At 42.2% G+C, this 25289-nt stretch carries 40 protein-coding genes; 31 read left to right on the top strand and 9 right to left on the bottom strand.

What is annotated here, in order from left to right; genetic code table 11:
• Positions 1-14 precede the first annotated feature (14 nt).
• The 12 genes from OH460_RS24395 to OH460_RS24340 all read left to right on the top strand — a co-directional run bounded on the left by OH460_RS24395 (position 15) and on the right by OH460_RS24340 (position 6296).
• Complete coding sequence (locus OH460_RS24395) at positions 15-539, top strand: hypothetical protein (RefSeq protein ID WP_269999833.1); 525 nt, start codon at positions 15-17, stop codon at positions 537-539.
• Positions 539-1027, top strand: coding sequence for a hypothetical protein (locus OH460_RS24390; RefSeq protein ID WP_081231383.1), 489 nt, complete (start codon positions 539-541; stop codon positions 1025-1027). The genes OH460_RS24395 and OH460_RS24390 overlap by 1 nt, the downstream gene beginning before the upstream one ends.
• A gap of 55 nt (positions 1028-1082) precedes the next feature.
• A complete protein-coding gene (locus tag OH460_RS24385; RefSeq protein WP_269999832.1) occupies positions 1083-1529 on the top strand; it encodes a hypothetical protein in 447 nt (148 codons plus the stop codon).
• A 101-nt stretch (positions 1530-1630) separates the two neighbouring features.
• Positions 1631-2179 (top strand): hypothetical protein, encoded by a 549-nt coding sequence (locus tag OH460_RS24380; RefSeq protein ID WP_154724110.1) that lies wholly within the window; start codon positions 1631-1633, stop codon positions 2177-2179.
• Between the two features lie 84 nt (positions 2180-2263).
• Entirely contained in the window at positions 2264-2677 is a 414-nt protein-coding gene (locus OH460_RS24375; RefSeq protein WP_081231386.1) for a hypothetical protein, read from the top strand.
• A 195-nt stretch (positions 2678-2872) separates the two neighbouring features.
• Positions 2873-3556 (top strand): hypothetical protein, encoded by a 684-nt coding sequence (locus OH460_RS24370; RefSeq protein ID WP_154723916.1) that lies wholly within the window; start codon positions 2873-2875, stop codon positions 3554-3556.
• Positions 3557-4035: 479 nt separating this feature from the next.
• Complete coding sequence (locus tag OH460_RS24365; protein ID WP_081231391.1) at positions 4036-4353, top strand: hypothetical protein; 318 nt, start codon at positions 4036-4038, stop codon at positions 4351-4353.
• A 45-nt stretch (positions 4354-4398) separates the two neighbouring features.
• The gene (locus OH460_RS24360) at positions 4399-4638 is read left to right on the top strand and encodes a hypothetical protein (protein WP_081231392.1); all 240 of its coding nucleotides are present in this window, start codon (positions 4399-4401) and stop codon (positions 4636-4638) included.
• A gap of 147 nt (positions 4639-4785) precedes the next feature.
• A complete protein-coding gene (locus OH460_RS24355; RefSeq protein WP_081231393.1) occupies positions 4786-4968 on the top strand; it encodes a hypothetical protein in 183 nt (60 codons plus the stop codon).
• Positions 4969-4970: 2 nt separating this feature from the next.
• Positions 4971-5153 (top strand): hypothetical protein, encoded by a 183-nt coding sequence (locus OH460_RS24350; RefSeq protein ID WP_102423482.1) that lies wholly within the window; start codon positions 4971-4973, stop codon positions 5151-5153.
• Positions 5154-5209: 56 nt separating this feature from the next.
• Positions 5210-5647, top strand: a complete 438-nt coding sequence (locus OH460_RS24345) for a hypothetical protein (protein ID WP_269999831.1) — start codon at positions 5210-5212, stop codon at positions 5645-5647.
• The gene (locus tag OH460_RS24340) at positions 5637-6296 is read left to right on the top strand and encodes a hypothetical protein (RefSeq protein ID WP_269999830.1); all 660 of its coding nucleotides are present in this window, start codon (positions 5637-5639) and stop codon (positions 6294-6296) included. Before OH460_RS24345 ends, OH460_RS24340 begins: the two co-directional genes overlap by 11 nt.
• Positions 6297-6347: 51 nt before the next feature.
• On the opposite strand, the gene OH460_RS24335 is transcribed toward OH460_RS24340, so the two are convergent.
• Complete coding sequence (locus OH460_RS24335) at positions 6348-8309, bottom strand: Ig-like domain-containing protein (protein WP_269999829.1); 1962 nt, start codon at positions 8307-8309, stop codon at positions 6348-6350.
• 15 nt (positions 8310-8324) lie between these two features.
• Positions 8325-8576: a hypothetical protein gene (locus OH460_RS24330; RefSeq protein WP_081231398.1), complete on the bottom strand. Its 252-nt coding sequence runs from the start codon at positions 8574-8576 to the stop codon at positions 8325-8327.
• A gap of 354 nt (positions 8577-8930) precedes the next feature.
• Here OH460_RS24330 and OH460_RS24325 point away from each other — a divergent pair, with 354 nt between their 5' ends.
• Complete coding sequence (locus tag OH460_RS24325; RefSeq protein ID WP_086715503.1) at positions 8931-9221, top strand: hypothetical protein; 291 nt, start codon at positions 8931-8933, stop codon at positions 9219-9221.
• A gap of 30 nt (positions 9222-9251) precedes the next feature.
• Here OH460_RS24325 and OH460_RS24320 read toward each other — a convergent pair whose 3' ends face one another.
• Positions 9252-10034, bottom strand: coding sequence for a hypothetical protein (locus OH460_RS24320; protein WP_269999826.1), 783 nt, complete (start codon positions 10032-10034; stop codon positions 9252-9254).
• A gap of 71 nt (positions 10035-10105) precedes the next feature.
• On the opposite strand from OH460_RS24320, the gene OH460_RS24315 reads away from it, so the two are divergent.
• Together OH460_RS24315 and OH460_RS24310 are read left to right on the top strand one after the other, a co-directional pair.
• Positions 10106-10282, top strand: coding sequence for a hypothetical protein (locus tag OH460_RS24315; protein WP_157936600.1), 177 nt, complete (start codon positions 10106-10108; stop codon positions 10280-10282).
• Between the two features lie 14 nt (positions 10283-10296).
• On the top strand, positions 10297-10491 hold the full coding sequence (locus OH460_RS24310; protein WP_081231401.1) for a hypothetical protein: 195 nt from the start codon (positions 10297-10299) through the stop codon (positions 10489-10491).
• Between the two features lie 186 nt (positions 10492-10677).
• Here OH460_RS24310 and OH460_RS24305 read toward each other — a convergent pair whose 3' ends face one another.
• Positions 10678-10914 (bottom strand): hypothetical protein, encoded by a 237-nt coding sequence (locus OH460_RS24305; RefSeq protein ID WP_081231402.1) that lies wholly within the window; start codon positions 10912-10914, stop codon positions 10678-10680.
• 144 nt (positions 10915-11058) lie between these two features.
• On the opposite strand from OH460_RS24305, the gene OH460_RS24300 reads away from it, so the two are divergent.
• Positions 11059-11994, top strand: coding sequence for a hypothetical protein (locus OH460_RS24300; RefSeq protein ID WP_269999823.1), 936 nt, complete (start codon positions 11059-11061; stop codon positions 11992-11994).
• A gap of 31 nt (positions 11995-12025) precedes the next feature.
• On the opposite strand, the gene OH460_RS24295 is transcribed toward OH460_RS24300, so the two are convergent.
• Positions 12026-12391: a hypothetical protein gene (locus tag OH460_RS24295; RefSeq protein WP_081231404.1), complete on the bottom strand. Its 366-nt coding sequence runs from the start codon at positions 12389-12391 to the stop codon at positions 12026-12028.
• 174 nt (positions 12392-12565) lie between these two features.
• Between OH460_RS24295 and OH460_RS24290 the strand changes: the two genes are divergently transcribed.
• The 11 genes from OH460_RS24290 (at position 12566) to OH460_RS24240 (ending at position 17833) form a co-directional block, all read left to right on the top strand.
• Positions 12566-12784, top strand: a complete 219-nt coding sequence (locus OH460_RS24290; protein ID WP_136987130.1) for a hypothetical protein — start codon at positions 12566-12568, stop codon at positions 12782-12784.
• Positions 12785-12789: 5 nt separating this feature from the next.
• Positions 12790-13071: a hypothetical protein gene (locus OH460_RS24285; RefSeq protein ID WP_133152255.1), complete on the top strand. Its 282-nt coding sequence runs from the start codon at positions 12790-12792 to the stop codon at positions 13069-13071.
• A gap of 32 nt (positions 13072-13103) precedes the next feature.
• Positions 13104-13847, top strand: a complete 744-nt coding sequence (locus tag OH460_RS24280) for an excalibur calcium-binding domain-containing protein (RefSeq protein WP_269999822.1) — start codon at positions 13104-13106, stop codon at positions 13845-13847.
• A 419-nt stretch (positions 13848-14266) separates the two neighbouring features.
• Positions 14267-14671: a LexA family protein gene (locus OH460_RS24275; RefSeq protein WP_086715489.1), complete on the top strand. Its 405-nt coding sequence runs from the start codon at positions 14267-14269 to the stop codon at positions 14669-14671.
• A 2-nt stretch (positions 14672-14673) separates the two neighbouring features.
• Positions 14674-15933, top strand: a complete 1260-nt coding sequence (locus OH460_RS24270; RefSeq protein ID WP_269999821.1) for a Y-family DNA polymerase — start codon at positions 14674-14676, stop codon at positions 15931-15933.
• 122 nt (positions 15934-16055) lie between these two features.
• Positions 16056-16247 carry a hypothetical protein gene (locus tag OH460_RS24265; protein WP_269999820.1) on the top strand — a complete coding sequence of 64 codons (192 nt, stop codon included), beginning with the start codon at positions 16056-16058 and terminating at the stop codon, positions 16245-16247.
• 10 nt (positions 16248-16257) lie between these two features.
• Entirely contained in the window at positions 16258-16677 is a 420-nt protein-coding gene (locus OH460_RS24260; RefSeq protein ID WP_269999819.1) for a hypothetical protein, read from the top strand.
• Positions 16655-16870, top strand: coding sequence for a hypothetical protein (locus OH460_RS24255; RefSeq protein WP_102305829.1), 216 nt, complete (start codon positions 16655-16657; stop codon positions 16868-16870). The genes OH460_RS24260 and OH460_RS24255 overlap by 23 nt, the downstream gene beginning before the upstream one ends.
• A gap of 107 nt (positions 16871-16977) precedes the next feature.
• Positions 16978-17145, top strand: coding sequence for a hypothetical protein (locus OH460_RS24250; protein WP_269999818.1), 168 nt, complete (start codon positions 16978-16980; stop codon positions 17143-17145).
• Between the two features lie 68 nt (positions 17146-17213).
• Positions 17214-17441, top strand: a complete 228-nt coding sequence (locus OH460_RS24245) for a hypothetical protein (protein WP_269999817.1) — start codon at positions 17214-17216, stop codon at positions 17439-17441.
• A 98-nt stretch (positions 17442-17539) separates the two neighbouring features.
• Positions 17540-17833 (top strand): hypothetical protein, encoded by a 294-nt coding sequence (locus OH460_RS24240; protein WP_269999816.1) that lies wholly within the window; start codon positions 17540-17542, stop codon positions 17831-17833.
• Positions 17834-17964: 131 nt separating this feature from the next.
• On the opposite strand, the gene OH460_RS24235 is transcribed toward OH460_RS24240, so the two are convergent.
• Entirely contained in the window at positions 17965-19089 is a 1125-nt protein-coding gene (locus OH460_RS24235) for a tyrosine-type recombinase/integrase (RefSeq protein ID WP_102561098.1), read from the bottom strand.
• A gap of 252 nt (positions 19090-19341) precedes the next feature.
• Between OH460_RS24235 and OH460_RS24230 the strand changes: the two genes are divergently transcribed.
• The 4 genes from OH460_RS24230 to OH460_RS24215 all read left to right on the top strand — a co-directional run bounded on the left by OH460_RS24230 (position 19342) and on the right by OH460_RS24215 (position 22797).
• Positions 19342-20553 carry a hypothetical protein gene (locus OH460_RS24230; RefSeq protein WP_269999815.1) on the top strand — a complete coding sequence of 404 codons (1212 nt, stop codon included), beginning with the start codon at positions 19342-19344 and terminating at the stop codon, positions 20551-20553.
• Positions 20554-20629: 76 nt separating this feature from the next.
• Entirely contained in the window at positions 20630-20974 is a 345-nt protein-coding gene (locus tag OH460_RS24225; RefSeq protein WP_102423503.1) for a hypothetical protein, read from the top strand.
• Positions 20975-21393: 419 nt separating this feature from the next.
• Positions 21394-22419: an EAL domain-containing protein gene (locus OH460_RS24220; protein WP_269999814.1), complete on the top strand. Its 1026-nt coding sequence runs from the start codon at positions 21394-21396 to the stop codon at positions 22417-22419.
• Positions 22420-22623: 204 nt separating this feature from the next.
• Positions 22624-22797 carry a hypothetical protein gene (locus tag OH460_RS24215; RefSeq protein ID WP_269999813.1) on the top strand — a complete coding sequence of 58 codons (174 nt, stop codon included), beginning with the start codon at positions 22624-22626 and terminating at the stop codon, positions 22795-22797.
• Positions 22798-22870: 73 nt separating this feature from the next.
• Here OH460_RS24215 and OH460_RS24210 read toward each other — a convergent pair whose 3' ends face one another.
• The 3 genes from OH460_RS24210 to OH460_RS24200 form a co-directional block, all read right to left on the bottom strand.
• A complete protein-coding gene (locus tag OH460_RS24210) occupies positions 22871-23107 on the bottom strand; it encodes a hypothetical protein (RefSeq protein WP_102423505.1) in 237 nt (78 codons plus the stop codon).
• Positions 23108-23600: 493 nt separating this feature from the next.
• Positions 23601-24518, bottom strand: coding sequence for a hypothetical protein (locus OH460_RS24205; protein ID WP_269999812.1), 918 nt, complete (start codon positions 24516-24518; stop codon positions 23601-23603).
• 520 nt (positions 24519-25038) lie between these two features.
• On the bottom strand, positions 25039-25254 hold the full coding sequence (locus OH460_RS24200; protein ID WP_081231368.1) for a hypothetical protein: 216 nt from the start codon (positions 25252-25254) through the stop codon (positions 25039-25041).
• Positions 25255-25289: the final 35 nt, after the last annotated feature.

The following is a 25289-nucleotide window of genomic DNA, read 5'->3' as shown; positions in this document are numbered from 1 at the left end:
TGGAGGAACTGAATATGATCACTCCAGATATGCTTTTAACTGCAGCAAAACCCTTCGGATTACCAATCGTTGCGATTGATGATATTGAAGCTGATGCGCGTAGCTTGAATCGTACTCGCCGTGATAACCCAACCACCCAATTTCTCTGGGTTGTAAAGCCTTGTGGCAGTGTCTTGTTTCCAATTGGAAAAGGCGTGAATCCACACTTCGTGACATTTTGTTTTGAAGCAAGTCATCAAGCGTTCTTGATAAAAAATGACGATATCTTTCCGATTGAAACCGAAGAAGCCGAACAGCTTTCGTGCAAACTTCCTTTCGATGTGACGGGTATTCGATATCAAGAAACACTGGTACGCAAAGTCACTCAATTACTGAGCCATGCTTGCGTGCATTCTTCTGCTCTTGCGGAATGTAGCTTAGATGAAAACTCTAGCTGGAAGTCATGGCAACGTTGGTTCGAAGATCTAAATCATCCAGTCATGGCTGCGTTTATGTCTCTTTGTATACAGCGTTCGATTGAACTGACGGAGGCAAACTGATGAATCGCAAAACTTTAGATATTCAACGTCCATGTCGCCGAATACACGATGGTCACAGCTTTATGATTGCTCAACGTGTTCTGCGTTTGCCTGATGAAGACTCTGGCCTGTCTCATTCAATTGTTCGATTCGAAAACAGTCGTGTTGGTTTTGGAAGCTTAAAGCTAAAAAGACGAACGGCAATTCGAATCACCAACAAAGAGAACGGTCAATGGATAATCCGATATTGCATGGGTAATGGCGGCAAGATTAAAGGGCTGAACAAGGAATATATTGCTATCGATTACGATGGTGTAAATGAACTTGGTGTGACCTTTAATAAAGACGTTCGTTTGTCTGTGAATACAGCTGACTGGTGGGACATTACAAGATGGTTTTGGACGTTCCCAGATCTCAATGTAAAGCTTTCCTTTCGTTTAGGTTTGATTGGATTTCTTTTAGGGATAATCAGTTTAGCTGACTTAATTGCGAAGCTATTTATAGCTTAACCCCCTGTGGGTCCGATACCCATTAGGGCGGTCCCCTCATTTCAAGAGGTATACCATGAATGAACTAACACCTACATCGCAAGATGTTGAAGCCCCTCGATCCGTTTTGGAGTTTCTAGACAACTTAACAGCATCGAAATACTTCTATCTTGAGGCCGCTGGCGCGTACCTTAGTGAAGTTATTGATTCTGAATTGCTCGATGATAAAGCCAAGTTGCTCGAATTCATTGAAGACAATAAGTGTGAAGCCGTTGAAGACATCAGCGCAGAGTTGGTTGAAAAGATGATTTCTGACCGTGCAGATACATTGCACAGTTCAGCGTTATACATCTTGAAATCATTTCTCGGCACTGTGCCTAAAACTGAGGTTGAAGCTCTTCAAGATGGCGCTGTTGCTGATATTTGGTATGACGCTTCGTACCACGGAGACACTAGCGCCGCAGCAGTCATCAAAAATACGCAAGATGCCATGAGCATTATTGCTGACTTCCTAACGAAGTAACCAATCTTAAAGGAATCTTCCTTTTACTCCCTTTGGGGCATACGTCCCGTAGGGGAGTTGTTTGCCTCATAGGTTAACCAGCTTATGCAGAGGAACACATTATGGGCTTTTTTTCTTTCAAAACCGCTGACACAAAACAGTCAATCTTTAATACGTGTACTGAGAAGTGTCGTCCAGTGTACATGCTCCAACCAAACAACGAAGACCCAATATATGAACCGGCTTATGAAGGTTATGGTGTTTTCGGAGGTGTTGATGCTTATACATGGTTAGCGAAACATAATTTGCCAACGACAGTCACGAACTCATACGACGACGATGAGCTCCGAACTCTGGGGATAAAATTGGCATTTGGCTTGGACTCTTTTGAATACGATAACCATCTATTCATTAAAGAGAATGAGTTGGATGTGCTAAGACAGGTGAACCCTGCATTGCTTGAACGCGAGTTTACCCAATTCCAAGCTTTTTCCGATTTCATTATCGTGAACGGCGAGGAAATTAGACCAAACGATCTCCCATCGCATTTGAGAACTGACCTGCAATTAGCACCAGTTAAATACCCATTAAAATTCAGTTTCAGAAAAGGTAAGCAATACAGTGATTACCCTGCTTCTGAGAGCTGTCCATATCAAGGTTACTTCATTTAACCCCAAACCTTGATACAACCCACCACTACCCGTGAGGGATCTTCCCTCATAGGGATAGATCCCTCAAAATTGGAGGAATCTATCGTGGAATCAACCTATTTAGATGATACCGACCATATCTTAATTAAAGCGTTATCCAAAGAAGATATGCCGATAAATGAAATTGCCAAAAAGTTTGAAGTACCAATTGCCAATATCGCGATGTCACTAGACACCTGCCATTTTGCAATTACTGACAACATTTTGCGTAAAAACTCTCAGCTAGGAAAAATGAAATTGACTGCCATTGGTATTGAAAAACGATGTACCTTATGCAATCACTTTTTTCCGCTCACTAAAGAATTTTGGCACGTCAAGCGCACCACTAAACATGGCCAGCGTGAGATGGGAACCTGCAAAAGTTGTGAAGCTGAAAAAAAGCGTCGTCAAGAACTCGATGGCCGCTTAAAAGACTTAGGAGGTAAAATGTGTTTCTCGACACGTTACCTGAATAAGTAGCTGCATACCTTGTAGTTAAGATGAAAAGTCACCCGATCGGGTGGCTTTTCATCCACCATTTCCATCCGCTTTGAAACATCCAGCCATCTCGCTTCACCCAAAATTTCAATTTCTTTGAAATACTTCCTAAATCCGCATTCGTATGTTGCATAACCGTTTTAACCGACTATCAAGAACTTAAATGGGTTAGCGCACATGAATAAACAGGACACGATCAACCAAGCACTGAATATCATCACCAGTTGGAACCTTGATGACAGCCATTCCAAATCCTTCTCTGATTTTGTCTTCTATTGGGCCTTTGCGCATACTAATCAGCACAAAGTGACTACAAGGTTAGATTCTAAAGAATCAGTACAAGATGGGGTGGTAGAGCTTGCACAGTTGTTAAGCAATGCAATGCTTAATGGGTACAGTGATCCAATCGGGGACATTCTGATTGAGTTAGGTGTGAATACAAAGACGAAACGAATGAACAATCATCAAGATGACGATTTTTTAGAGCAAATGATGGGGCTCAATGATAACGAGGTCTATGAACCATTTTGCGGTACTGGTGCGTTAACTATGGAGCTAATGCAGGCATATTGTGAAAAGCATACAGAACGTAGCAATCCTCTCGATCATTACACTTATTATCTCGAAGAGGTTAAGCCTCTCAACTGTGCAGCCGCAGTGATTCAAATCTTTCATAAGCTCGAATACCTATCTACCAAATTTGGTTCTGCCATCATTCCAGGCAACCTCAAAATCATCAATATCGATCCGATAACACGACAAGAGGGGACCCAACACTACATCGCCAGTAAGATGTCGGATGCTGAACAAATTGAACACAACTTAAACTCGCTGCCTAACACTCAACCGACGATACACTAGGGGGCATTTATGATAGCCAGTATGATTTTTATGATTACTGGTAATGCATTAATATTGCTCGCACTGCTCTTTTTGTCCAAGTGGTACAAACGCGTTACCAATATTGGATTCGCAGCGTTCAGTATCGGCGCTGCTATCAGCCTTCATGAGATTGATATTGATTTGCACGGGTGATAATTGATACACGATGTACGTGTGCGCTATCTGCAATGGTTAGAAAGCACGCGTACTCAAAACAAGCAAAATAAGCTGACTAATTGGAAACTGAGACTCATTACTTTGCCATAGTAAAAGGGCAAATTGAGTAACACACTGTCCACTTGGACAGCGAGGATCACCCTCTAGCTCACCTGGTTATTACGCCATCTGAAATGTAATCAGTCCTTTGACTGCCCCTATTAACTCCTCAGAGTTACCAACCTTCAAATACAACTCTTGTTTATACCCCAACTAGTCCCATGAATAACTGGAGTCCAGATATGAATGCACTTAACTTCCTTGGTTTTGATTGCCGCATTGTTAAACGTCACTACGCTAACGGTGTAATTGCGCTTGAGCTGATTGCTGCTGAAACCGATAACAACATTAACAACGACACCTTTCCCGGTGAACGCATTTGTGTTGCAACAACCTGTGTTCCAACTGACTCTCTTTTAGAGAATGAAACATGCATCAAGAATTTCAGTGAAAATACTGGAATTGAACATGTTCTTGTTGAGGCCGGAATCATTAAGCTAACAGGAAGATCATACAAAACCGGCTACGTTAATGTACCTATTGTCGAAGTCTTGATTTAGTGATTTTTATACCCCTGTTTGCCATTGAATAAATGGAGATCTCATATGACTACTTTCGAACAAATGTCAGCTTTAGTGGATATCGAAATCAGTCTTATTAAAACTGTCAGACGCATTAAATTGCTCAAAAGACCACCGTCAAATTTGCTCTTAGAGACTTATCGCTCATTCAATGAGTTGAAAGCTCAAAGTGTCAAATTAGATAGTTACGCAGGCGACTGCATTATTGCTCGAATTGACCATCTTCTACAGGACGATGAGATACAAGCACTTCTAAAGAAGTAACCCCCCATTCGAAGTTTGTTTCCCAACAAACATAGAAACAAAGATCCGCTCTTAACCCCCATAACCTTAACCCAACACGGGACCTATTAGCTTACCCGTGCGGTGGCCTAGTACGTCTCAAATTCCAGTTCTTGGAGGAGCTAACTCATGCCACGAAACATTCCAATAAGTAAGTTTGCTGACTTTATTTTGTTCTACAAGATCAACGGCAAGGTGAAGCAGAAAAAGTTTGAAGATACAGAGGCAGAAAATGTGTATCGCTACGCTAGGTCATTCCCACAAGGAATAGCTTGGAAAATTAGACAACTACCCTCACAGCAACAGGTGTGATTATGAATATTGAAATGACAGAAAAAGCCATGGCAGAACCGGTCGCGATGCATCTAGAAGGTGCTGATGTAGCCGTCGTTGTGGAATATTTTTTAGGTCGCCTAGTTAACGAGATTCCTGAAGAGAATCTTGAGGTGGTACTTAAATCATGCAGCTCAGAAATCGATATTCATTCTAAAAAATGACACCTGCACTTACTAAACCCCATGTGCCTACGCACGAACTATACCGAGGAACTACCATGTCTTTCACAACAAAATGCGCAAATTTGAAATGTAACTTCATGAGCAAATTTGCACTCACTACTATCATCGGCTTGTCTTCTTCCACTGTACTTGCAGATTGTAAGTTTGGTGCAGAGACAATCCCTTTAGGTGAACAACTCACAATCCGTGATGAACGCTTAGTTGAGCAAAGTTATGAATATTATCTCAAACAAGGTCACACGAAAGAGAAGAGTATGCAAATGGCCATGTCCAGCGATTGGACGGTCGTAACCGTTGAGTGTACTCGTCAATTTGCCATGAACCCTGAATTCTCACCAGAGACAGCAGAACATCCAGGTTCCCAATTTGTTTATATTGGTGATGTGCTGGTGGCTGGAGAGTTTCAACGAGAATTTTTACCAACTGTAATGGGCTTGTCCCTAAATGATGAGGAGACATCCCATGTACAATAGAGTTATTGATTCCGATTGGGTCATGATTGATCAATCTTTAACACCGTGTAAGTTCAGTACTGCATTTCATGAATACTTGTGCTTACGACGTCATGATAATCATCATGATTTTGATACGAAAAAGCACGGATTACTTACACCCACGCGCAATTACTCAATTGAGTTTCTAATGGCTGCTACCCATTCTTTTATCGACTTCGGTGACACGATAGTGGTTCCACTTCGAGCAGGGAAGAATGACATCCAAGAAACATTGTCGTTTAAGTTTGTAGCGTGTTTAACCGATTCAGTTGCCAAACCATTATGGGAACAATACGCCGAATATCACTCCATTCGCTCCGTCGAACGGTTTGCTGAAGCGGTGAATTCCAATAAGAGCTTTATTTGGTCATGGTTAAAACTTCAAGCATCCACGTCTGTGAACCAAGAGCAATCCACCAAACCATCGAGCAGTTTAGAAGATGATTTGCGAGAACTCTTATGCGACTTTCGTGAAGATGAAAAACTCAAAAAGCAACGTAGAAATACGAGCTTAGATATAGACAAAGGTTACTTTGAAGGGTGCGAATGCACGCTGGCTTACGTTCAATCACACATCATTCGTGTGTTACGTAGCCATGGCGTTCGTATTCCTGAACAAATAAACTAAAAAAATGCTCCCATCATGGGAGCATTTATCTTCAATTTCATTCCATTTCCTTCATTCAGTTAGGCTTATCCATGTAACCGAAGAAGTCCCCCAGCGGTTATTCTTTTGGGTTTTATATTCTTTTACCCCACTTCCGATTCGATACAGCAAGATCGCTTGATCTTCTATGTTCGATAGCTTGGTGCTCAAATCCCCATCACCAAACTGTGTAATGACCTGATTGATGAAGTCATTTAGAGCAGCTGTCTTCTGGTTGATGTTAATGGCCACCAAGTCACCGTCACTGAGTGTCGCAAGGTTTTCATCCAAGTCAGAATTACGCCAAGTGGAAACGTCGGCAAATCCATAACTATGATACTCAGCATTTGCACTCTTTCTTAGAAAGACTTGAAGGTTGCCTGTTGGGGCTTTCAATCTGTCCATCTCCAATGTTCGATCACATCGATTAGAGTCGGCATCTGAGCATGTTCTTTGTACGACGTAACGCCAATCGTGAGGTGAGTCTATCCAAGGGAATTCAATGCTGAAATTCGCAACTTCCGCATCCGGAGTAAAATAGAATATGGGTAGAGCTGACCCTGCTTTATCAAGGTTAACGGTTATCGACACCGAATCACCTGGTGCGGCAACCTTATCACCGACCATCATGTCATGAGTGTTATTAACATCAGCGGTGATTAGAGCCTCATGTGGGCCTTCTACTAAATTACCCTCACCACTTTCAAGTGCTGGAATGGTCACGAGGGTGTGTGGTGTATTGTCTAAGTCAAGCAGCTGCACATCGGAAGTGATAATCTCAAAATTTTGGTTCAAGTAGTCATTGTTTGTCGAGGGGATAACCTGAATATCGAATGTCCCTGCATTGTACGTCTTGAGTCCATCACTTGTTTCGAAGGTGATGTCGTGATGCATGCCAAGATCATCGTCAGTTGGATTCATCTCAATGACACCCAACTCATTTAATCGCATGAAGTTAGGCTTATTGATTATATTGACGACCGGTTTCCCGTCAGTCCTTGTTGATTTAATTTGGGTGAAGACATTCTTTATTTGACCAGACACAAGGTGTGGAGGCAAGGTGAAGGAAGTGCCGCTTGATCGTACATTTACATCGACATTGCCGTCAGTAAACAAGTTCGATTCGTCAGTCACTCTGTATTTAAATGTCTGAATGCCATCATGGTCAGGTGATGGGGTATAAGTAAAGGTACACGGGGGAGTCATCGTCACAGTACCATAATAAGGCTGTTGGCTTACCATGCAGCTGTGGCTATCCGTTGTGTTCCTATCCGTCCATGTGCCAGTTACCGTAAAAGGCACACCTTGAGAGATATCCCCTGTTTTGTGTTCAGCTATAGGTGGATATAGTTGCTGAATGGAATTGTAACGCACCTTCCCTTGTGACCAGTTAAAAAAGCCGAAGTATCCCGGAGCTACGGTCAGGTTATTGACATCAAATATTGTCGCGCCATCTAACTTGGTCACAATCCTATTGGGAAACAGCTGCATTTCAAATTGATAGGGCTGGCCGTGCATCCACTCTACGTTTCGCTTTTTGCCTAAGATAGTATTTTTGCCTTGTTCGACATCATGAACCGTCCACCCATAATCGCTCATCTGATCTAGGGTGCCATCGAAATAAATCAAACTGAAACCACTGTCTGCAGAGGTCGGTAGCTTTTTCCAAGAGAACAGGTAAAAGCCACCAGCAGTAGGATCGCCGTAAATGAAACCGATATAGTCATCATCACCGGCTCCTGCATCAACCTGTATGATCCCTTTGAAGGTTCGATACTCATACTTGTTGGCACTCATAAACGCGGTAGGCGCACCATTAATGCTTTGATACACGCTTTGGCCATCTTGACTTACCGCCCAGTTTCCCGAAGCCGCTGCGCCGTATTGCTTCCAAGTGTGGAGATTTACTCGGTCAGATTCCGCGTGTGCAACACCCACAGTCATCAGTAAGTGTATGACCATGCCAGAAAGGATGTTCCTTGGATTGAATTTCATGGCTTGTTCCTCTTATTAATGAATCGGTGAACCCGCGCTTTCGCTGACATCATCCTCAAGTTCGGTTTGCAAACGAGCCAGAGAAAACTCACAAATATCAATTAAATCTGCATCATCATTAAATTTCGCGACCGATAAAATGCTGCTTATGAGCAATTGGCGCAAATGCAGGGGCGTATCATCGGTGACACCTAAAACCTTTAATGCCGCCACTAACCGGACAGTACTATTGGTTTCTGTGTTGGTCGAAGTCGTATTTGTAGTCATCATTTACTCCAGTTTTCTTTTGCTGCGAACGCTGTGGGAAACGTGCGTATTGGGGGCTGTGCACTAGCACTAAACCGCAGAAAATTTCAACGCCAACCCAAAATCACGGGTTTAGATTGGCTACGTAAGCTGAGGATATCTCAGTGTCGAACCAAGAAATTCAAATAAGCAGGGCTATATCAGCGATTAAATTGATACGACTAAGAGATTGGTGTGACGTTTAGCGAGCTGTCGGTCACTGAAGCGATGCTTTGTCAATTAAGGTGCGATATTGGCTTCGCTAATTTCTAAAAGGAGAGAATGGGGCGTGTATAAATGAACTGAACCAATCAGTCAGCATAAATAAGGTACATTATGAACAACAACATGAAGAACTTTAACTTTAGAATTACGTGCATTGGGTTGATACTAATGCTGTGTTGCGGTCTGTCATTTTTTTTCCAAGCCGCAGTAAATGGCTACCCACTATTTGAATTCATTGCCGAAGTAGCTTTACGAAACAATCTTCCGCAAGATGTTAAAAATCTCGCGATGCTTCAATTACTTCCAACTGTCGGTGGCTTATTGTTAGCTATCGGTGGTACGAAAAAGATGATCGCTGAGAAAAAGACTGCCGAATCGTCTGACGTCGAAGAGCAAGCATAAGTTAAGTGGTTAGGGACCTCATAAACCGCATTATGAGGTCTTGCTGATCCAAAACTCACCATCGCAAGGACCGACGAAAGGAATGGCTTCGCCACTGTTTAGGTACGAGTCTTCGCGTGATTCTCTTGGAGAGACAACGCAATGGTAAGTAATTGGAGATAAGCTAATAAAGAAACCAAGTTTCATCGGTCTAGATTGTCGATCCCAATATACTCGGCTGCGATATTGGTGACCTGTTTGTCTCCTATACACTATATCTTCGCGACCAAAGTAGTTCACTAACTCTTGCGTGCTTACTTTTAAAGAGAGTGTTACTGGAGCTAACGAAACGGTAGCGGTACTGAACCCAAGGTCAATTAAATCCTTTCGCATGTCGTTATAGTTTTGAATGTCGCGTTCCGGTGTATCGCTATATTTACCTCGTACTAAGCTTACTTCGTCAGAGCTCGTGATTAGATTCGAAGAGTGCGCAACGTTTTTGTAAACACCGATACGCGTAGCATCAACTAAAAAAATAGGTTCACGAGAGCATCTTTTTTCCGAAAGTGTCAAAGATTGATGAAGGTCGTAAATTTCTTTGGCTTGTTTCTGAAGTTTATTGAACAGGCTTTGATCGCCATTAACGTGACCTATCCAGCGAATATGTTGAGGTTTGGTCAGACGAAGATGGCCCGATTCAGTAAATTCTTCACTGTATTTTGGGTAGCAATGCGAACCAAATGACTCCACTTCACTTGAAGAAGAGATCACATCGTCGAAGAACTGTTCTTCTAATTTGAAGAATCGCACCCAATCAGCGTTGCGGTTTGTCATTCTGGAAGACTCTCAAATAACGTATTATGTTATTGTATAAAATTATTGGTTAAAAACAAAATGAGCCTTGTATGACGAATAAATTGCCAGTGAAAGTGGTTGAGAACATAGGTGTTGATTGCTTTTCTCGATGCCCTTATTGCAATACAAAGGTCATTGAAAATGCGGTTGTTGTGAAGCATCTCGAAACCAAGCAATTGTCAGTAGCGCATCAAGAATGCGTCGAGGAAAAGGCGCTAGACACTTAAAGGAGCTCAACTTTATGCAAGAACTATGGTTATTGGTGATCTTCTATATCACATTTGGGTTTTGGGTTGGATGCGGCACCGCTCCCGCAATTCTCGTATGGATTAAGAACCCACACGAAAGCACTTCGTGGAAGCTCTGGGCCGTCACCTTCAGTTTAGCAGAAGGGCCAATTGGGTTGCTTTCCATCAAAAATTGGAACATGGAGTAAAGATTATGCGTATGTCTATTGGAAGAGGTTATAAGAGGCTGACAGTCGCCTTTACTCTCTTGGTCGTCATGATGTATATCGAACCTGTTTCTTCATTGTTAAGCGTCGATACCAAATCTCTAGCCGATATTTCACTCATTCTATGCACGATATGTGTGCTCTCTATGTGGATACAGAGAAAGTTAGTTAGCGACCGTACCTAACATCATCCGGTGACACTTTTTCCGCGATGTCTAAAAGTATAGCGACTACCGTTCTTTGAACATCTTGCTTTTGCTCTTCAAGAGTAGAGCTAAATAAACTGATCTTTCTATCGATACCCGTTGCGATGGCATAGCCAGCTGATGGGTAGAGCACGATATTAAACGCGTCACTAATTTTAAGTTCGTGAGTGCCGTCATCCAAATTTCTCCATGAAATCATATCTCTCTCCTGTGCGCTAAGTGCATTGAAGTTCAAACAATAGCATCATCCAAAGTGGGTACACGGTAGTTTTGAAGGATATGAAAAAAAATTTTGGAATCTCGGAAAAATTAAGTAGGTTTAAATCAAAAGGAATACATTCTTATGTTAAAACCAACTTTCACACTCTTAACTGATTACGTAATGAACGTCATCACGGTAGTTATTCAAACCCTGAAATACATCATTCCGACTCTGTGTATCTTACTCAGCTGTTATTTTGGTGATTATGTGTTCATAGTCGCAATGGGCGTCTCACTCGTACAGGCAAAAGCCATTAGAAACATCGCCTATGAAAAGATAGTGCTCGATGCTCCGACGCACATGAACCTCTCTATGTTTCATTCCGAATATTGGCACCGGTTCTGTAAGACGGCCAAACTTATGACGAAGTTCTCTGTTTTTTATCTACTCTTGTTTGCACTTGATTCATTCAATTGGAACGACACCTTTATCAATAAAAATTATAGCGAGAACCTGGCCTTAGAGAATCTATGGCCTTGCTTATTATCGGGCTGGAACTATGCTCTTGTCCTATTGGTAGCGTTCATGACTTGGGTGATAATGACACCGATAAAATTAGTATTCGGTAGCACCGAGATATTGATGCTGGAGTGGTATCCGATCACTAATCGTTGGAAACATGCATCAGATATAACCCTCCATTTGGCAGACCCTTACAAACCAATAAAAGGCAAAAAAGACCAACTGATCAGAGAAATGAAGATGTTTACTAGCGCATTGAATGGTAGTGGATTTTACTCACTCAGCGTCAACACACACGTAATTAGTGGGAAGTTATGGGAACTACTAAAGATAACGTTAAGTGATGCAGTCATCGATGTGAACAAGAAACGTAAAAATTGGCTCGACTTCACCGTGTATAAGGTAGCTATCTACGTCAATCAGTGTGGCCTGAAGGGAAAATCCTATCAACAGTATCGTGAACTTATAGGTAAGCAGAGGTTTGAGAATAACCACATCGTAAAAATTCGCTTCATTGAAAAGCCGATAAAGCGAGAGTCGGTCCTGATTAAATAGCGTGTATTAAAAGGCTCTGATTGTTAGAGCCTCATTCATACATCAATTTGTCGAAGTCTTTGAGAATCGTCATACCGTAGCTGGTCAATGACAGCCAACGAGGACGTCTTCCTGAAACGGGATCAATTCCCATTGCTATTAAGTCATATCTCGTCATATTCGTGACGTTGAAAATTGGAAGAGAGGATTTCTTGTTGGCATGTTTAACCAAGTCACTGAGAAATTGATACGAATCCTTACCATCTCTATTGACCCCGTAGAGCTCTGCTATCTCTGTCATAATATTGCCATTTCGAGTGGCATCAATCAGTACGAATGTGGACAGGGAAACATCATATTTGTTTGCTAGGACACGAGACACGTATTGAAGACCACCAGGTTTGAGCTGCTTAGACATCTGTTAACTTCCTGAAATTCGATATAACAATAGATAGCTTTAGTAATATCTAATATTACGCCACTAACAGCAACACACAATACCGGTTGAACCACAACCTTGTGATGACAGTGTGCTTAATAGAACACATCGATGTTGTATATCTAATCCAAAGACAATTGAAGGAACTGAGATATGCAAACGAAGCAAGGCGAACTGACATTTAATACTGGTAGAGGTTATGCACCGGATGGACAAAGAATTCATGCGACTATTATCGATGATACTGAAGTAACACTTCGTGTGCGATTTTCCGATAAAACGCGTGGGATAGATGGCGAAGTACAAGTGCTCGAATTCACCGAGACTGCCATTATGCGTGAGTATGATTCCGGTAACTATACAGAGGTGTAATGGCCATGAATACAACAACACCAAGTAAGGTTCACAACAAGATGAGCACTCAAGAGATGGCCGCATATATGTTGGAGTCGGGAGTGCATTACACTGCTGCAAGTCTATCAAAAGAGTTGGGTATACCTCTAGCCAATGCATCTGGAAACTTATATAACATAATAACCGGGAAAAAGTATGAGACTGATTTAGTAGGTAAGCCAGTCACCGTAAAAGTCGTGGATATACGTGGACTTAAAAAGGGGCAGCGTTTGTGGTCCCAGATTCTATCGGGCTGCTGGTCTTAGTGACAATGTAACGCAAATAAATGGAGAACGTTATGATGGGGATTATTCGCAGTACGATGTATTTGGTTGTTTTACTTGCTTCGTTTTCATCACTGGGAAATGACATGTGGCGTGGGTTGGTAGTTAAGGAAGAGCATCGATGTTCACCATACGATAAGAAAAGCCAATACCCATATCCCGCTTCAGTAGAGTCAGCGATAGTCGATAGTATGGGAGGTCAGATTTATGGCCCTTATACTGGCACCTACTACCAATCAACTTCAGAGACAGACATCGAACACATCATTGCAGCCAGTGAAGGGCATGACAGTGGGCTCTGTGCGGCAAGCCCTGAAACAAGAAAAGCATTTGCAACAGATCTATTGAACTTGACCCTAGCATCCCCAGCTGTGAACCGTTGTAGTTCTACTGGAAAATGCGGCTTGGACGCTGGCGAGTGGTTACCGCCAAGAAACCAATGTTGGTTCGCGTTCCGTGTCATTGAGATAAAAACTAAGTATGGCCTTAGTGTAAATCCAGTCGAAGCGAACACGTTGGAGAGTGTTATCAATAATTGTCAGTCTTTTGAAATGGTATTCTATGCACCTGCGGGAAGCGCTCCAACTAAATACGTCACCCAATCTATGGGGCATGCGTTGTCCTTGTATGACGACAACAACAACGGACGTATCACTTGTGCCGAAGCTCGAAATCATGGGATTGCACCAGTAATGGCTCATGACCCGGCATACGAATTCATGTCTGACAGAGACGGTGATGGTGTTGTGTGCGAGTAAACGAATTATTGCTGGCGAGACTGAAGTTTTGCCAGCGTTCTCTTTGATAACTTATGACCCACAAAAACAAACAAACCCAAACAGACTAGACCGACGCCAGTACCATAGTCATTAAAAATGTGGACTAAAGCTAACCAAGCGAAAAATAGTACAACAACTAATATTGCAAACCTTACTAATGGCATAGTGACCTCTTGCCTTTCCCTTTGATTTAAACAACTTAACATCGTTTAGGTGAAACCTAAATATACACGATATCATATTATGTTATCGTATACAGGGCTCTTGTTCATTATGTCGCCCTCTCAACCTCTATCTCACCTTAAATTCTATAGCGCTAGTTACCTACTGAGACATTCTCTTGCCTTTTATCTAGATTCGGGGCTAGAATCACACTGTATAAATAACCAGTATAAATTATGAATATATTAACTTATCCAGTGAGTGCAGGCGTGGTGGGTTTTGAGTCCCCAGCTGCAGAATATAAACAACTGGAATTGAGCCTTGATGAATTGCTGGTGGAACACCCTTCATCAACTTTTTTAGCGCTGGCACAGGGAGATAGCATGCAAGGAGTTGGGATTTTTTCAGGTGATGTATTGATTGTAGATCGAGCCCTTACTGCGAAAGACCACGATATTATCATTGCCAATCTAAACGGTGAACTGGTTTGTAAAATTCTAGATATCAAAGGACGTCGCTTGCTGAGTGCGAATGAATCAATGAAGCCGGTAAGAATTGATGAACAAGACTCCTTCGCAATAGAAGGGGTATTAGCGAGTTCCATCAGACTCCACCGTGTATCAACTATGTTTTCGGGTTAAGCATGTATTCATTAATAGATGGCAATTCATTCTACAATTCGTGTCATCAAGTCTTCAGACCTGATTTACGTGGAAAGCCGGTTATCACCGTCAGTAACAATGATGGTTGTGCCGTTGCGGTAAACAATCAAGCGAAGGCGTTGAACATTCCAAAGTTCGAACCTTACTTTAAAATCAAGGCATTATGTGAGCAACATGGCGTTACAGTCTTCTCATCTAACTATGAACTGTACTCCAGTTTGAGCTTGCGGATGATGCAAGTGATTGCACGTTTTGGACCTGAACAACTGATCTATTCAATCGATGAAAGCTTCCTAAATCTGGACAAGTGCATAAACATTCCTTGTTTACGAGAGCATGGGGCCGCAATTCGAAAAGCAATATGGAAAGAGTGTCGGATCCCGGTCTGTGTGGGAACCGGCCCGACGCTCACCCTCTCAAAATTAGCCAACCACGCAGCGAAAAAACTCCCTGGTTATCAGGGGGTATGTGTTTTAGATTCAGTGAAAGAAACCCAACGTGTTCTCCAGGCTATTGATGTGGGTTCAGTTTGGGGGATTGGTCGCAAGCGAACGAAAGCATTGCAATTTATGGGGATCACTACCGCAGCGCAACTAGCAAATTTTTCACCTTCAAAAGCGAGAAAAGAATTCGATGTCGGTGTTGAGCGCACGATACGGGAGCTCAATGGTGAAAAGTGTATTCCATTCGACATAGCAAGAGCAGACAAACAACAAGTTTTTTCTACCCGCAGTCTGGGTAAGCGCATAACGGAATTCGATGAGCTTAGACAAGCTATCAGTCTGCATGTGGGCATTGCCTCGCGAAAGATCCGTGCTCAACAGTCACTTTGTAAAGTCTTGGTTTGCTTTGCAGGAAATTCACCTTTTGACGAAAAGCCGGTTAGTTTCAAAGCGATTCGCAAATTTGAGTACGCGACAGCTGATGTGGATACCTTAACCAGTGCGGCCTGTGCTCTGGCCAAAACACTCTACAAAGAAGGTGTTCAGTACTACAAAGTCGGTGTTGGGCTGATTGACCTCGTTGACGGAAGACATGAGCAAGCTGACCTATTTAACCCACAACCAAATAATGCAAAGTTAATGGCTTCGTTTGATCAAATAAACGCAAAGTATGGAATGGACACTATCTTTCTGGCTGCGCAAGGAACACCTACAAGACAGTCTTGGGGTATGCGCCGCGAAATGCTGTCTCCGCAATACACCACTAAATGGAGCGACTTACCTAGAATCGCCTGCTAATTTCTACCCACCGCGTTTGCCATACGCAATCTATTCTCCAATTCAAGCTCTTTATTTGAACATACCTGTATCGGGTTGTTGGATACTGAACTCAGTAGTACTTAACAAAGTAGAGAGCAAGAATGGCAGACACGCTAAAAGACCCGTTTATAAGGCAACGACTCCCCTCGAATTCTAAACCAGCATTCGATGACTGGATTGCGCACGTTCCTGTGGGTAATCAGCTGCCGCGAGGCAAGTATTTCCAATCTAAGGTCACAGTACCTAAGCACCAGTCAAACGAAACAGAATTGCAGTTCAAACCTTCCCGTTAAAGGCAAAGATATGACTTCAATAAAAATCGTTTCTACAGCTCAACGGCTTTACCAATGTCGTGAACAACAAATATTTCTTTCAGGAGAGCAGGGGTTCATTGAAAAATATGAGAAATGGTCCCCTGTCATACGATTAACGATGGCCAAATTCAATTGTAACGAGTTACATGCCCTGGTCAGAATCTTAGAGATCACTGAGAAGCGACATGACTCAGGTATGTTTACTCATTTGTTGTCGGCAGTAGCATGTGAGATGTGCGAACCAACACTTACCGTTAACTCGAATTATACGACCGAATTCAAAGCAGGAGTTATTGCGAGCAGAAAAGGGGAGAAGTTTGACCCTGAATGCCATATCGAGTGGCAAGAAGGCTATATCCGAGAACAGTTAAGGAGGGTGGCTAATAATGCTCAAACTCGATCTCACTGACTATATGGGGCCTGTTGATAAAGCGTTACTCAGGTTAAGCATCCTAAGTATCGGGTCGCATGTCATGTTAGTGACTAGCTTCAATGGCGAACTCTTCGGTTTCGTTGAAACACTGATTACCTGTTGCTTCGTTTTGGTAGTGGCAACCATTGCCTACAAACAGAAAAGAAAGCTGCGAGCAGAGCAACTTTGAGTTCTTCCTTCTTCCATAGCATCGTCTAAATATTGAAACCCGATACGAAGTTAAATTGGGAGACTTAGGATGTATAACAAACTCACAGTTAATCTCAGGGAGAGAATATGAAGACAGTGACAGAATTACACACGATGAATGTGGCTCTATATTGCCCTCACTGCGGAGAAGAACAAGGTGGTTTTTGTGTCAACCCAGCAGGTGGTGAATTTGAATGTGACGATTGCCATAAGCCATACAAAGTCCACTCTGAAGCCGATATCGAACATAGATAATCAGCGGTGATGACCGCAGTCCAATACTCCATATCAATAACATTTAAATCTTGTAAGGAAACGAGTATATGAAAAGAAATGTACACAGAGAGATTGAAATCAATTGGTTGAAAACAGTTTGTATCGTGTCACTGATAGCTTGGACTGTATTCCTTAGTTTCAACGACTCTTTATTGATTGTCGAACAGGCTTGGCTGATCGTTATACCTTATTTAACTTCAGCATTTGTTTGGTTAACGTCACCAGCCAAACTGATTGCCATCGAGTATTCATACACTTATGAGCATGAGTCTTAGAAATCAGTTAGGAACCTGTTCCTCACCACTATAGAACACCTCGGTGTAATTTATCCCCACCGATGGATATCGATTGTCAGATCAATGGAGAAAGCAGGATGCTAAAAAAAAGAACGATAAATGATGCGATGTCTATAGTATGTATTTTCTTATTTCTGGAGATACATTACCTGCATTTCATGACTGACCAACCAGAGCTGTATGACAACCTAAAAAGCTTAGTAGCTATGGTTCTGGTCATTCCGCTCATTAGTATTGCTTGCCGTATCGATCTCCTAGCCAACAAAAAGGTACTCGCCAATCCAGCTGTGATTCATCTAACAACACAACAATGCGAGTTAATGTGGCAAGGAGAAGAGTTAAGTAAAATTTCAACAATACCCGAACGGTAACTAAACGGACGTAGGTGATTTTCAATAGCTTCCATCCTGAGCTAAATAAAACCTAAGACATTGAAGTGCAAGATGCTTTGGCTGGTAATAACCCCCCTGCAGCTGTCAGCAATAGAGCTTCAACTGACTGGTTATTTTCGTCCTCTAGATGCGCGTTTCTGTGCCATTGCACCATCTTTTGCCAATATTCCGCGACCGTACCTCATCACCATAGCCGGTGTGGACCAACGTCCAGCTTGCTGTACTTGCAAGATGGTGTATCCATCTGTCAATAAATCCTGACACGCGCCAACTCTTGCACTGTGGCCAGTAAAAGTGGCAATACCAACCTTGCCCAAATTAAGCGCTTCCCATGCTTTATTGAAGATCTGCTCGATAGTCCATGACGTCATTTTCTTATGTTTTTTGCCGCTTTCAGGGTGGGCTGGGTCGATTAACTTTGGTCTATATGGCGTGTTGTGTCGGCTCACACCGACGAACAAGAAAGCTTGTTCATCAGTGTCATCAAGCCCTGCCAATTCTACGTATTCATGAATAATATCAACAGCTTCTGGACTAAACACCACTGTATCTGGTTCGCCACTATGATTAGATTTCGTGATAGGGATAGTCAGCAAAGCCGTTCCGTCACCTGGGTACTCTAAGTGACCAAAACGGATGTTTGCGATTTCCGACGCACGAAGTAGGGTTTCATAAGCAACAGTCAGCAAAGCCAGATCACGACGATACCGTAGGCTAGGGGAATGACGCCATAATTCGGTTATCTTATCTAAGTGTTTCTCTCGAAACGCTGAAGCCTGTACAATACGTTCACCCGCCTCAACTTTTCTTCGAAAGATACCGGCCATCTTGTCACGCACGATTTCATCAAGAAATGGATCCGGACAACCCGAGATACGATGAATTTTTGAAATGGCCCACGCATAAGATCGATTTGAGTTACGGTGTAAGTCGTCGACCTTATCTTCAAAGAATAATTCGATAGTTTCTGCGGCTGCTGGCAATGGGTGATGTTCATGCTCGTGACACCATTTCTCAAATCGTGACCAGTTGCTATAAAGCTGAGAAAGTGAGTTCTTAGCATAACGCTCTTCACGTTTATTGAACTCTCGCAAAAGATGGTGAATAGCATCTTGAATTTTTTGGTACTGTTCGTTCGATGTACCGTGCTTTCGTGCGAGCATGATCGCTTGGTGAACATGTTCTGGCCTTAAACGGGAAAAATCCGTATGAAGTGAGATTTCAGTGCCGACCATATCATTTCCAACTTATGCTTTCGTAGTTCGTTACAGTCTAACCAATTCCACGCATTTTTTCTAGATCACATATAATTGTAATTATCTGAGATCTAGAAAATTGAGAAATTTGAGCTTTCAATCTCATGAACAATCACCGCTGCATAGTTATTAGTTAAAAGCATTACAGTGTCACTTAATTAGACAGAGTAGGGCAGTTGTAATGTCGTAGTTGGTGCGCAACCAGATAAAATAAGATTCCTATCAGGTGCAATGTCTCACATAGCACAATCGAACATCGAACAGGTGTTCGTTCGTTGTGGACGTTCGGTGTATGTTCGATTAAAATGTATGAAATCCAAATCTGAACTTGAGTACCATCCAATGAGCGACATCAGCACACAGAAAGACCTTACCGCAGAACAGTTACAACGACGCCAACGTGTTTTCGAGATTTGTGATTCGCTCTTCGTTAAAGGCGAAAAAACCAGTGTGCGAAATGTGCTATCGATGATGCCAGATGTAAAATCTACCAGCACAATCAATGTGGATGTCCGTGAATGGAATACTCAAGCTAAGAACAAACGAATGGACTTATTCCGCGAGCGTGGTTTTAGTGATGAGTTCGTTGAATTGTTCTCTACTGAAATTACTCGGTTAAGTGCGGCCAAAGACGCAGAGCACAATGCCGAAGTACTCATGTATAAAGATGAAGCAGATCTGGCCAACGAACTCCTTTTGAAAACTGAGGGTGACCTTGAGTTAGCTGGTGTTCAGTTGCAAGAAGCGAACACTACCATTTCATTGAAAGACAAAGAAATAACTAAACTAAAAACCGAGCTTGAGCAAAGCCAGAAGAACTGTGAAGGTATTGAAACGCGCCTAAGTGATGAGATTAGTGTGTTACAGGACAATGCGAATAATCTAAAGGTCGAATTGGACAAGCATCAAAGTTTACTAGCTAAAGCCGAGGTGAAGCTAGAAAACCAAGTCACTGTGATTAAGAATCTAGAAAATCAGCTTACAGATTGCCGCAAGCAAATTTCCGAACTAAGTGACACTGTGACGCAAAAGTCCGGTGAGATCATCAGATTTGAAACACAGGCTCAAGGTGACGCTCAACTCCTTCAGGAATTACGCGAGAGTCGAAACAAATTCAGTACCGACCTATCGGAACTTGAAACCGAATATATCACATCGAAATCTGAGAATGCTCGCCTAAGCAGTGAGTTGGAACAAGCCATGATTAGGTTTGGTAATGCATCCGAACGACTTACCTCACTCTCAGACCAGTTGACTGAGCTACGAATGTCTAACAGTCAGAACCTAAGCACCATTGAAAGACAAGGTGCCTTCAACACTCGCCTAGAACAAGATATTAAGCGTCTTACTGAGCAAAACGAAACACAGGAAAAGGAACTATCGACGAAACAGGCGATCATCAAAGAACTTGAGGCCAAAAACACTCAGTTAGACAATAAGTAAGCCCAAGTTATTAGACACTCAGTTTTCCATTAAATGGTGTACAACCTTATGTGTACTCATCTAACTGGAGAAAATTATGAGAGCGACAACAAGCTTGTGTGATGTGTTCCAGGACACGAAATTTTCAGCGGTCAAAGATAAACTCAAGGATCTTGCGGAAATCAATAAACTGTTTCATGAAGAGTTTCCACACTACGGCAATCAGCTGCGTGTGGCGAACATCAGTGGAGGTTGCATTGCCATTGAAACGCCAAATAGCATGCTACTCACGAGATTGAAATTTGACAGAATACAAATTCTAAAATGGGCTGAGTCCGTTGATTTGTCTGCGAATGATCTGAAACTAACCGTCAATCCGGCATTGTATAAGCAATTAGGATCAGATGTTTATGGTCAAGGATCGCCTAAGCATCGAAAATAGAGTGTTTAATTGACAACACAATAGCTCGCCCAACCTAAGATGGGTTTGTGGCAATATAATGCGCCATGACAACGTATTGACGAATCCATATGCAAATATGGCAGAGTGAAAGTCGCCTAACCGCGACTTTTTCATTTCTACAGTAAGTTGCTCTACTCTATTGAGTCGTTCAAAAGACTCTATACATCCGATACTTGAACCCTGCAGGCTTTAAACCATTCACTCAAATCAACTTTGTGTATTTATCCACCAGCCACTAACAAATTTTGTGGATATCTCACCACCCTATTGAGCTCAGAGGCTTCAAACCGATATTTGTACAATCTATGCATGAAATTGAGCCCTCTATTTGCACACTTGTCATTAAGATTGCTGTTCAATTGAACGGACTGTAATGGATTTAGCAAAGAGATGTGACTATGACGGACGCAATACAAAATGAATATCAGAAAGAGAGAAACGTGCTCGCGATATCTCTGTTTGTACCTTTGGTGGCCGCAGCTTGCCTTGCAGGAATATTGATTGGTAAGGGTAAAGTTGAGCTATCAATCTTTCACGAAGTCAGTGTGATTTTGGCGTGCAGCGGTTTTATCATTGGTATCATTTTTGGCAACCGACTTGTGTTGACACAAATGGAAAAAGTCATCGCGATCCGAGAACGCAGTCAACGCGCCGTTAGGATACGAAAAGCACTGTTAAACGGCGAGATCAAACCCTATTTCCAAAGTAGGGTATCTGAAAAAAGCGGTAAAATTAATGGCTGTGAAGCTTTGGCCAGGTGGGAATCTCAACATGGCGTGATACCACCTGCAGAGTTCATCCCTTTCTCTATAGAAGAAGGTTTAATTTCAAGCATAGACACCGAAATTGCAGTCCAAGCCATACACCAATTGGAAGTGTGGGTGCATGAGCATACTATTGAAGACAACTTTACGCTTTCGTTTAATGTTGCCGCCGACACCCTACAGTGTCCAGATTCAATAGAGAAGATAGCAAATGCTTTAAGCAGTGTAGTGAGTCATAAAGTTGCGGTTGAAATAGAGATTACTGAACAAAGCAAGGTAGACACTAACCAATTGATGCTCAGACACATTGAGATTCTGAAAGAATCAGGAGCAGCTTTGGCGCTTGACGATTTCACAGCAGGTCACAATAGCATGACTATGTTGACGACCATAAAATTTGACACCATCAAATTCGATAGAAGCCTCATCACCTTTAAGTCCCATGATGTCCGTTCACAAGAAGTAAGCATCAAAGTGTTGGAAAGTTTTGTCGGCTTATCTAAAAAGTTGGGGTTGAACACCACTCTAGAAGGGATAGAAACGGAGGAAGCACGTCACTTGTACTCCTCGTCAGGTATAGAGAGTTTTCAGGGCTTTTTATTTTCAAAGCCCTTGTCTTCCAATGACTTCGAGCAACATTATATTAATTTCAACCATTAACACACGATGCCTAATGGAAGTTCCAAAGGTGGATTGGTCAATGTCAGTGGTCTTTTTGTATTGGCTTATGGTGACGCAAGATTAACGCTATCCGCTAATGAAGTAGAACAAATGACTACCTTGATTACCAACGCGTCTTGGTACAGCTAACGTAGAGGGAAAATGATGATAAAGCGTATCGAATTTAATGTTCTAGGATGTGGTATGAACACGAGAACGACAGCTAACGAACTTCTTATTGATGTCGCACATGAGCGATTAAATAACTGGTTAGTTGAACACGCAGTTTCAATTGTCAATATTGAATCTATTTATGAGACTAAAATTAACACTGGCGACAGTAGATTTACTTGCCTACGACTTTGGTACACTGACTAAACTGCAACCCACCACTAAGGCAAGAAATGCCAAAAGTAACTATGGCCGAGCTGGTGGGTGCTTTTACAAACGTTTAGTTAACCGGCTCACTATCATGAAGATCAGCCTTCACCGCCCCATCGACCAAGAGTACAGACACCGAATAAATAGACTGTTCAATGTTGCCATCTTCATTCATCCGTTCATAACCACCGATAGTCTTGTCCCCGTGCTGTTCTACCAATTGGCTTAGGGATTGTTGGTTCAAACTGCCCTCGCCTTCTTGCACTGATTCAGACGCGACAACTGACACAGAGACAGTGAAAGACATTGAGACTACCAAAAAAAAAGCAAATTTCGAATTCATACATTTAATCTCTAATGGTCAAACATACTTGCTATATACAACAATTTACGAACAGTTTAGTTCTTGCTATAGCAGTTAGACACATGGCCAGTATGAAATATCTGAATTAAAGCGTTATCGCTCTTGGCTGTCCATATTGTATACCCAAATGAACTGGGTCTAGCTTCTAAAGACCAATCGCTTTGGATCTCATATACGAACCTTGGTGTTTTTATGAAGGTGAGTAGCGAATGGCGATAGTAAGTTTCAACTGTGTCCTCTTTGATTTCTACAAATTCAGTCCAAGACAGGCAGACGGCAAGTAGGCAAAGAGATATCACTTCTTGCACCGGTGGGTGGTAGCTATGGGATGAGCTGACCAGTGAGGTGTAAAACATAAACCCAATAAGGACAATGACCCAGCCTCTTACGAAATTTAACACAGGCACCGTCGCTTGATATTTTGCATTAAAAATAGTCATTGAATTAACTCCGCAATACGTTGATAAGAACCTGGAACCTTACGACTAAACCAATCGTAACGATGTACTTTTTGATCTCGGCTAAATACGTAATCTTGGCTTTTGGTTTTGGTCCACACGGCAACCACCGATTTCGATTTGAATTCATCACTCAGAAACTCAATCGCTCTCGGGGTCATAAAATTTGGATTGATAAAATATGCAGATAGGCCCTTAGACCAACACATATCTATAAACAGTGGATCATCTGAGACAAACACTCGCTTGGTTTTATTAGTGCCTTTTGTGTAAGACCGGATGAATGGTGATCTCGCGGAGCTGTATCCATTGAGTTTAATGAACACTAAGCGACCTTTGTTAACGAACAATAAGATGGGTTCGCCTTGAAACTCAGTGATGGCATCAATAACGGCATTGGGAATCCAACCGTTAACAGCGTTCACATATTCGATAAATTGTTCAGCGTCTGGAATACAGGATAGATGGTCAGGCACATTGCGTTCATCCACTGAAAGCCCCCACTCTTCCACTTCTTTTGGCAAGACTCTCATTCTCGCGATGTCCATAACGATATCCGTGAATTTGATATCTTCAGGTGTGAGTTCACGGTAAATGTCAGCAGGTATATTCAAACCGGCTAGGCGACATAATTCTATAATGGCGCGATGTGCTGTTACTGAGTGGTCGTTTGAATAGGCGTCGATAATCGAAGTAGGTCCACAAGACTCACAGTTGAAACTACCAGTGCCTAAAAAGTGGGTCCCCTTGTTTCCACAGGAAGGGCATAACAACTCGACCATTTCACCAGCACCTAATCTTGGGACCAGGTGACCAAACGCTTGATCGATTGTTTCTTTGGTCATCTTTGGAAATAGATGCTCTTTCAAATATCCATTGACTAGATCGGAATTCATACGCATCTCCGTTTCATTCATTTACACCGAAGGTATAAAGGAAGAATGGAGCAATACCGCGTTAAATTGGTTAATTAATGAAAGAGATTTGAGTGTTTAGGAGGTGTGTAAAATTAGTATAGCTGTAGAGAAGGGATGATATGTCGTAGTGGACCGTAAAGAATCGATTCCTTACCTTTCAAATTCATCAGTTACTATAGCGCTTGCTTACTCTGATAGCGGATTTTTAAGTGCGCTCTAGTTAACTTTGACATTCGATTTCAATGTCTCTGCATGTTCAGGTCGAACGCCACTTGTCAAATGAATGTGAACGATACCTTTGGACTGATCGTGTTCTGGACATATAGCAATACATTGCTCCTTGCCTGCCCAAGATGCGTTTGTATAAGAACAGCCACAATCAAAAGACACCGTATATTGCAGACGACTTGGAACTCTGTGTGACTCATCTACCATCGTTTTTTTCATTGTACTTTCCCTTGTTGTAGACTAGTAAGATAATTAGGTAGCGCAGCAGTCATTAATCATCGTCACCTTCAAAGGCTTTGTCTCGATCCATTTCATTAGAAAGCCAATGAACATATGGAAGACCTCCAAACAGTTTGTCTTCTTCTCTTTCAGGGGATGAATGACGATGAGATACGCCTCGTCTCCTTACTCCAGAATTTTTGCGTCGGTTGTTCTGCATTCTATTGCAAAAATCATCGTGACTTTGTTGCTCAGTTCTACGTGACATAATGTAATCTCCTTTTGTTCCATATTTTAGTTATA

It is taken from the genome of Vibrio sp. Makdt, assembly GCF_027587015.1.
GTDB classification, from domain to species: Bacteria; Pseudomonadota; Gammaproteobacteria; order Enterobacterales; family Vibrionaceae; genus Vibrio; species Vibrio chagasii_B.
This window is presented reverse-complemented; position numbering and strand designations above follow the sequence as displayed.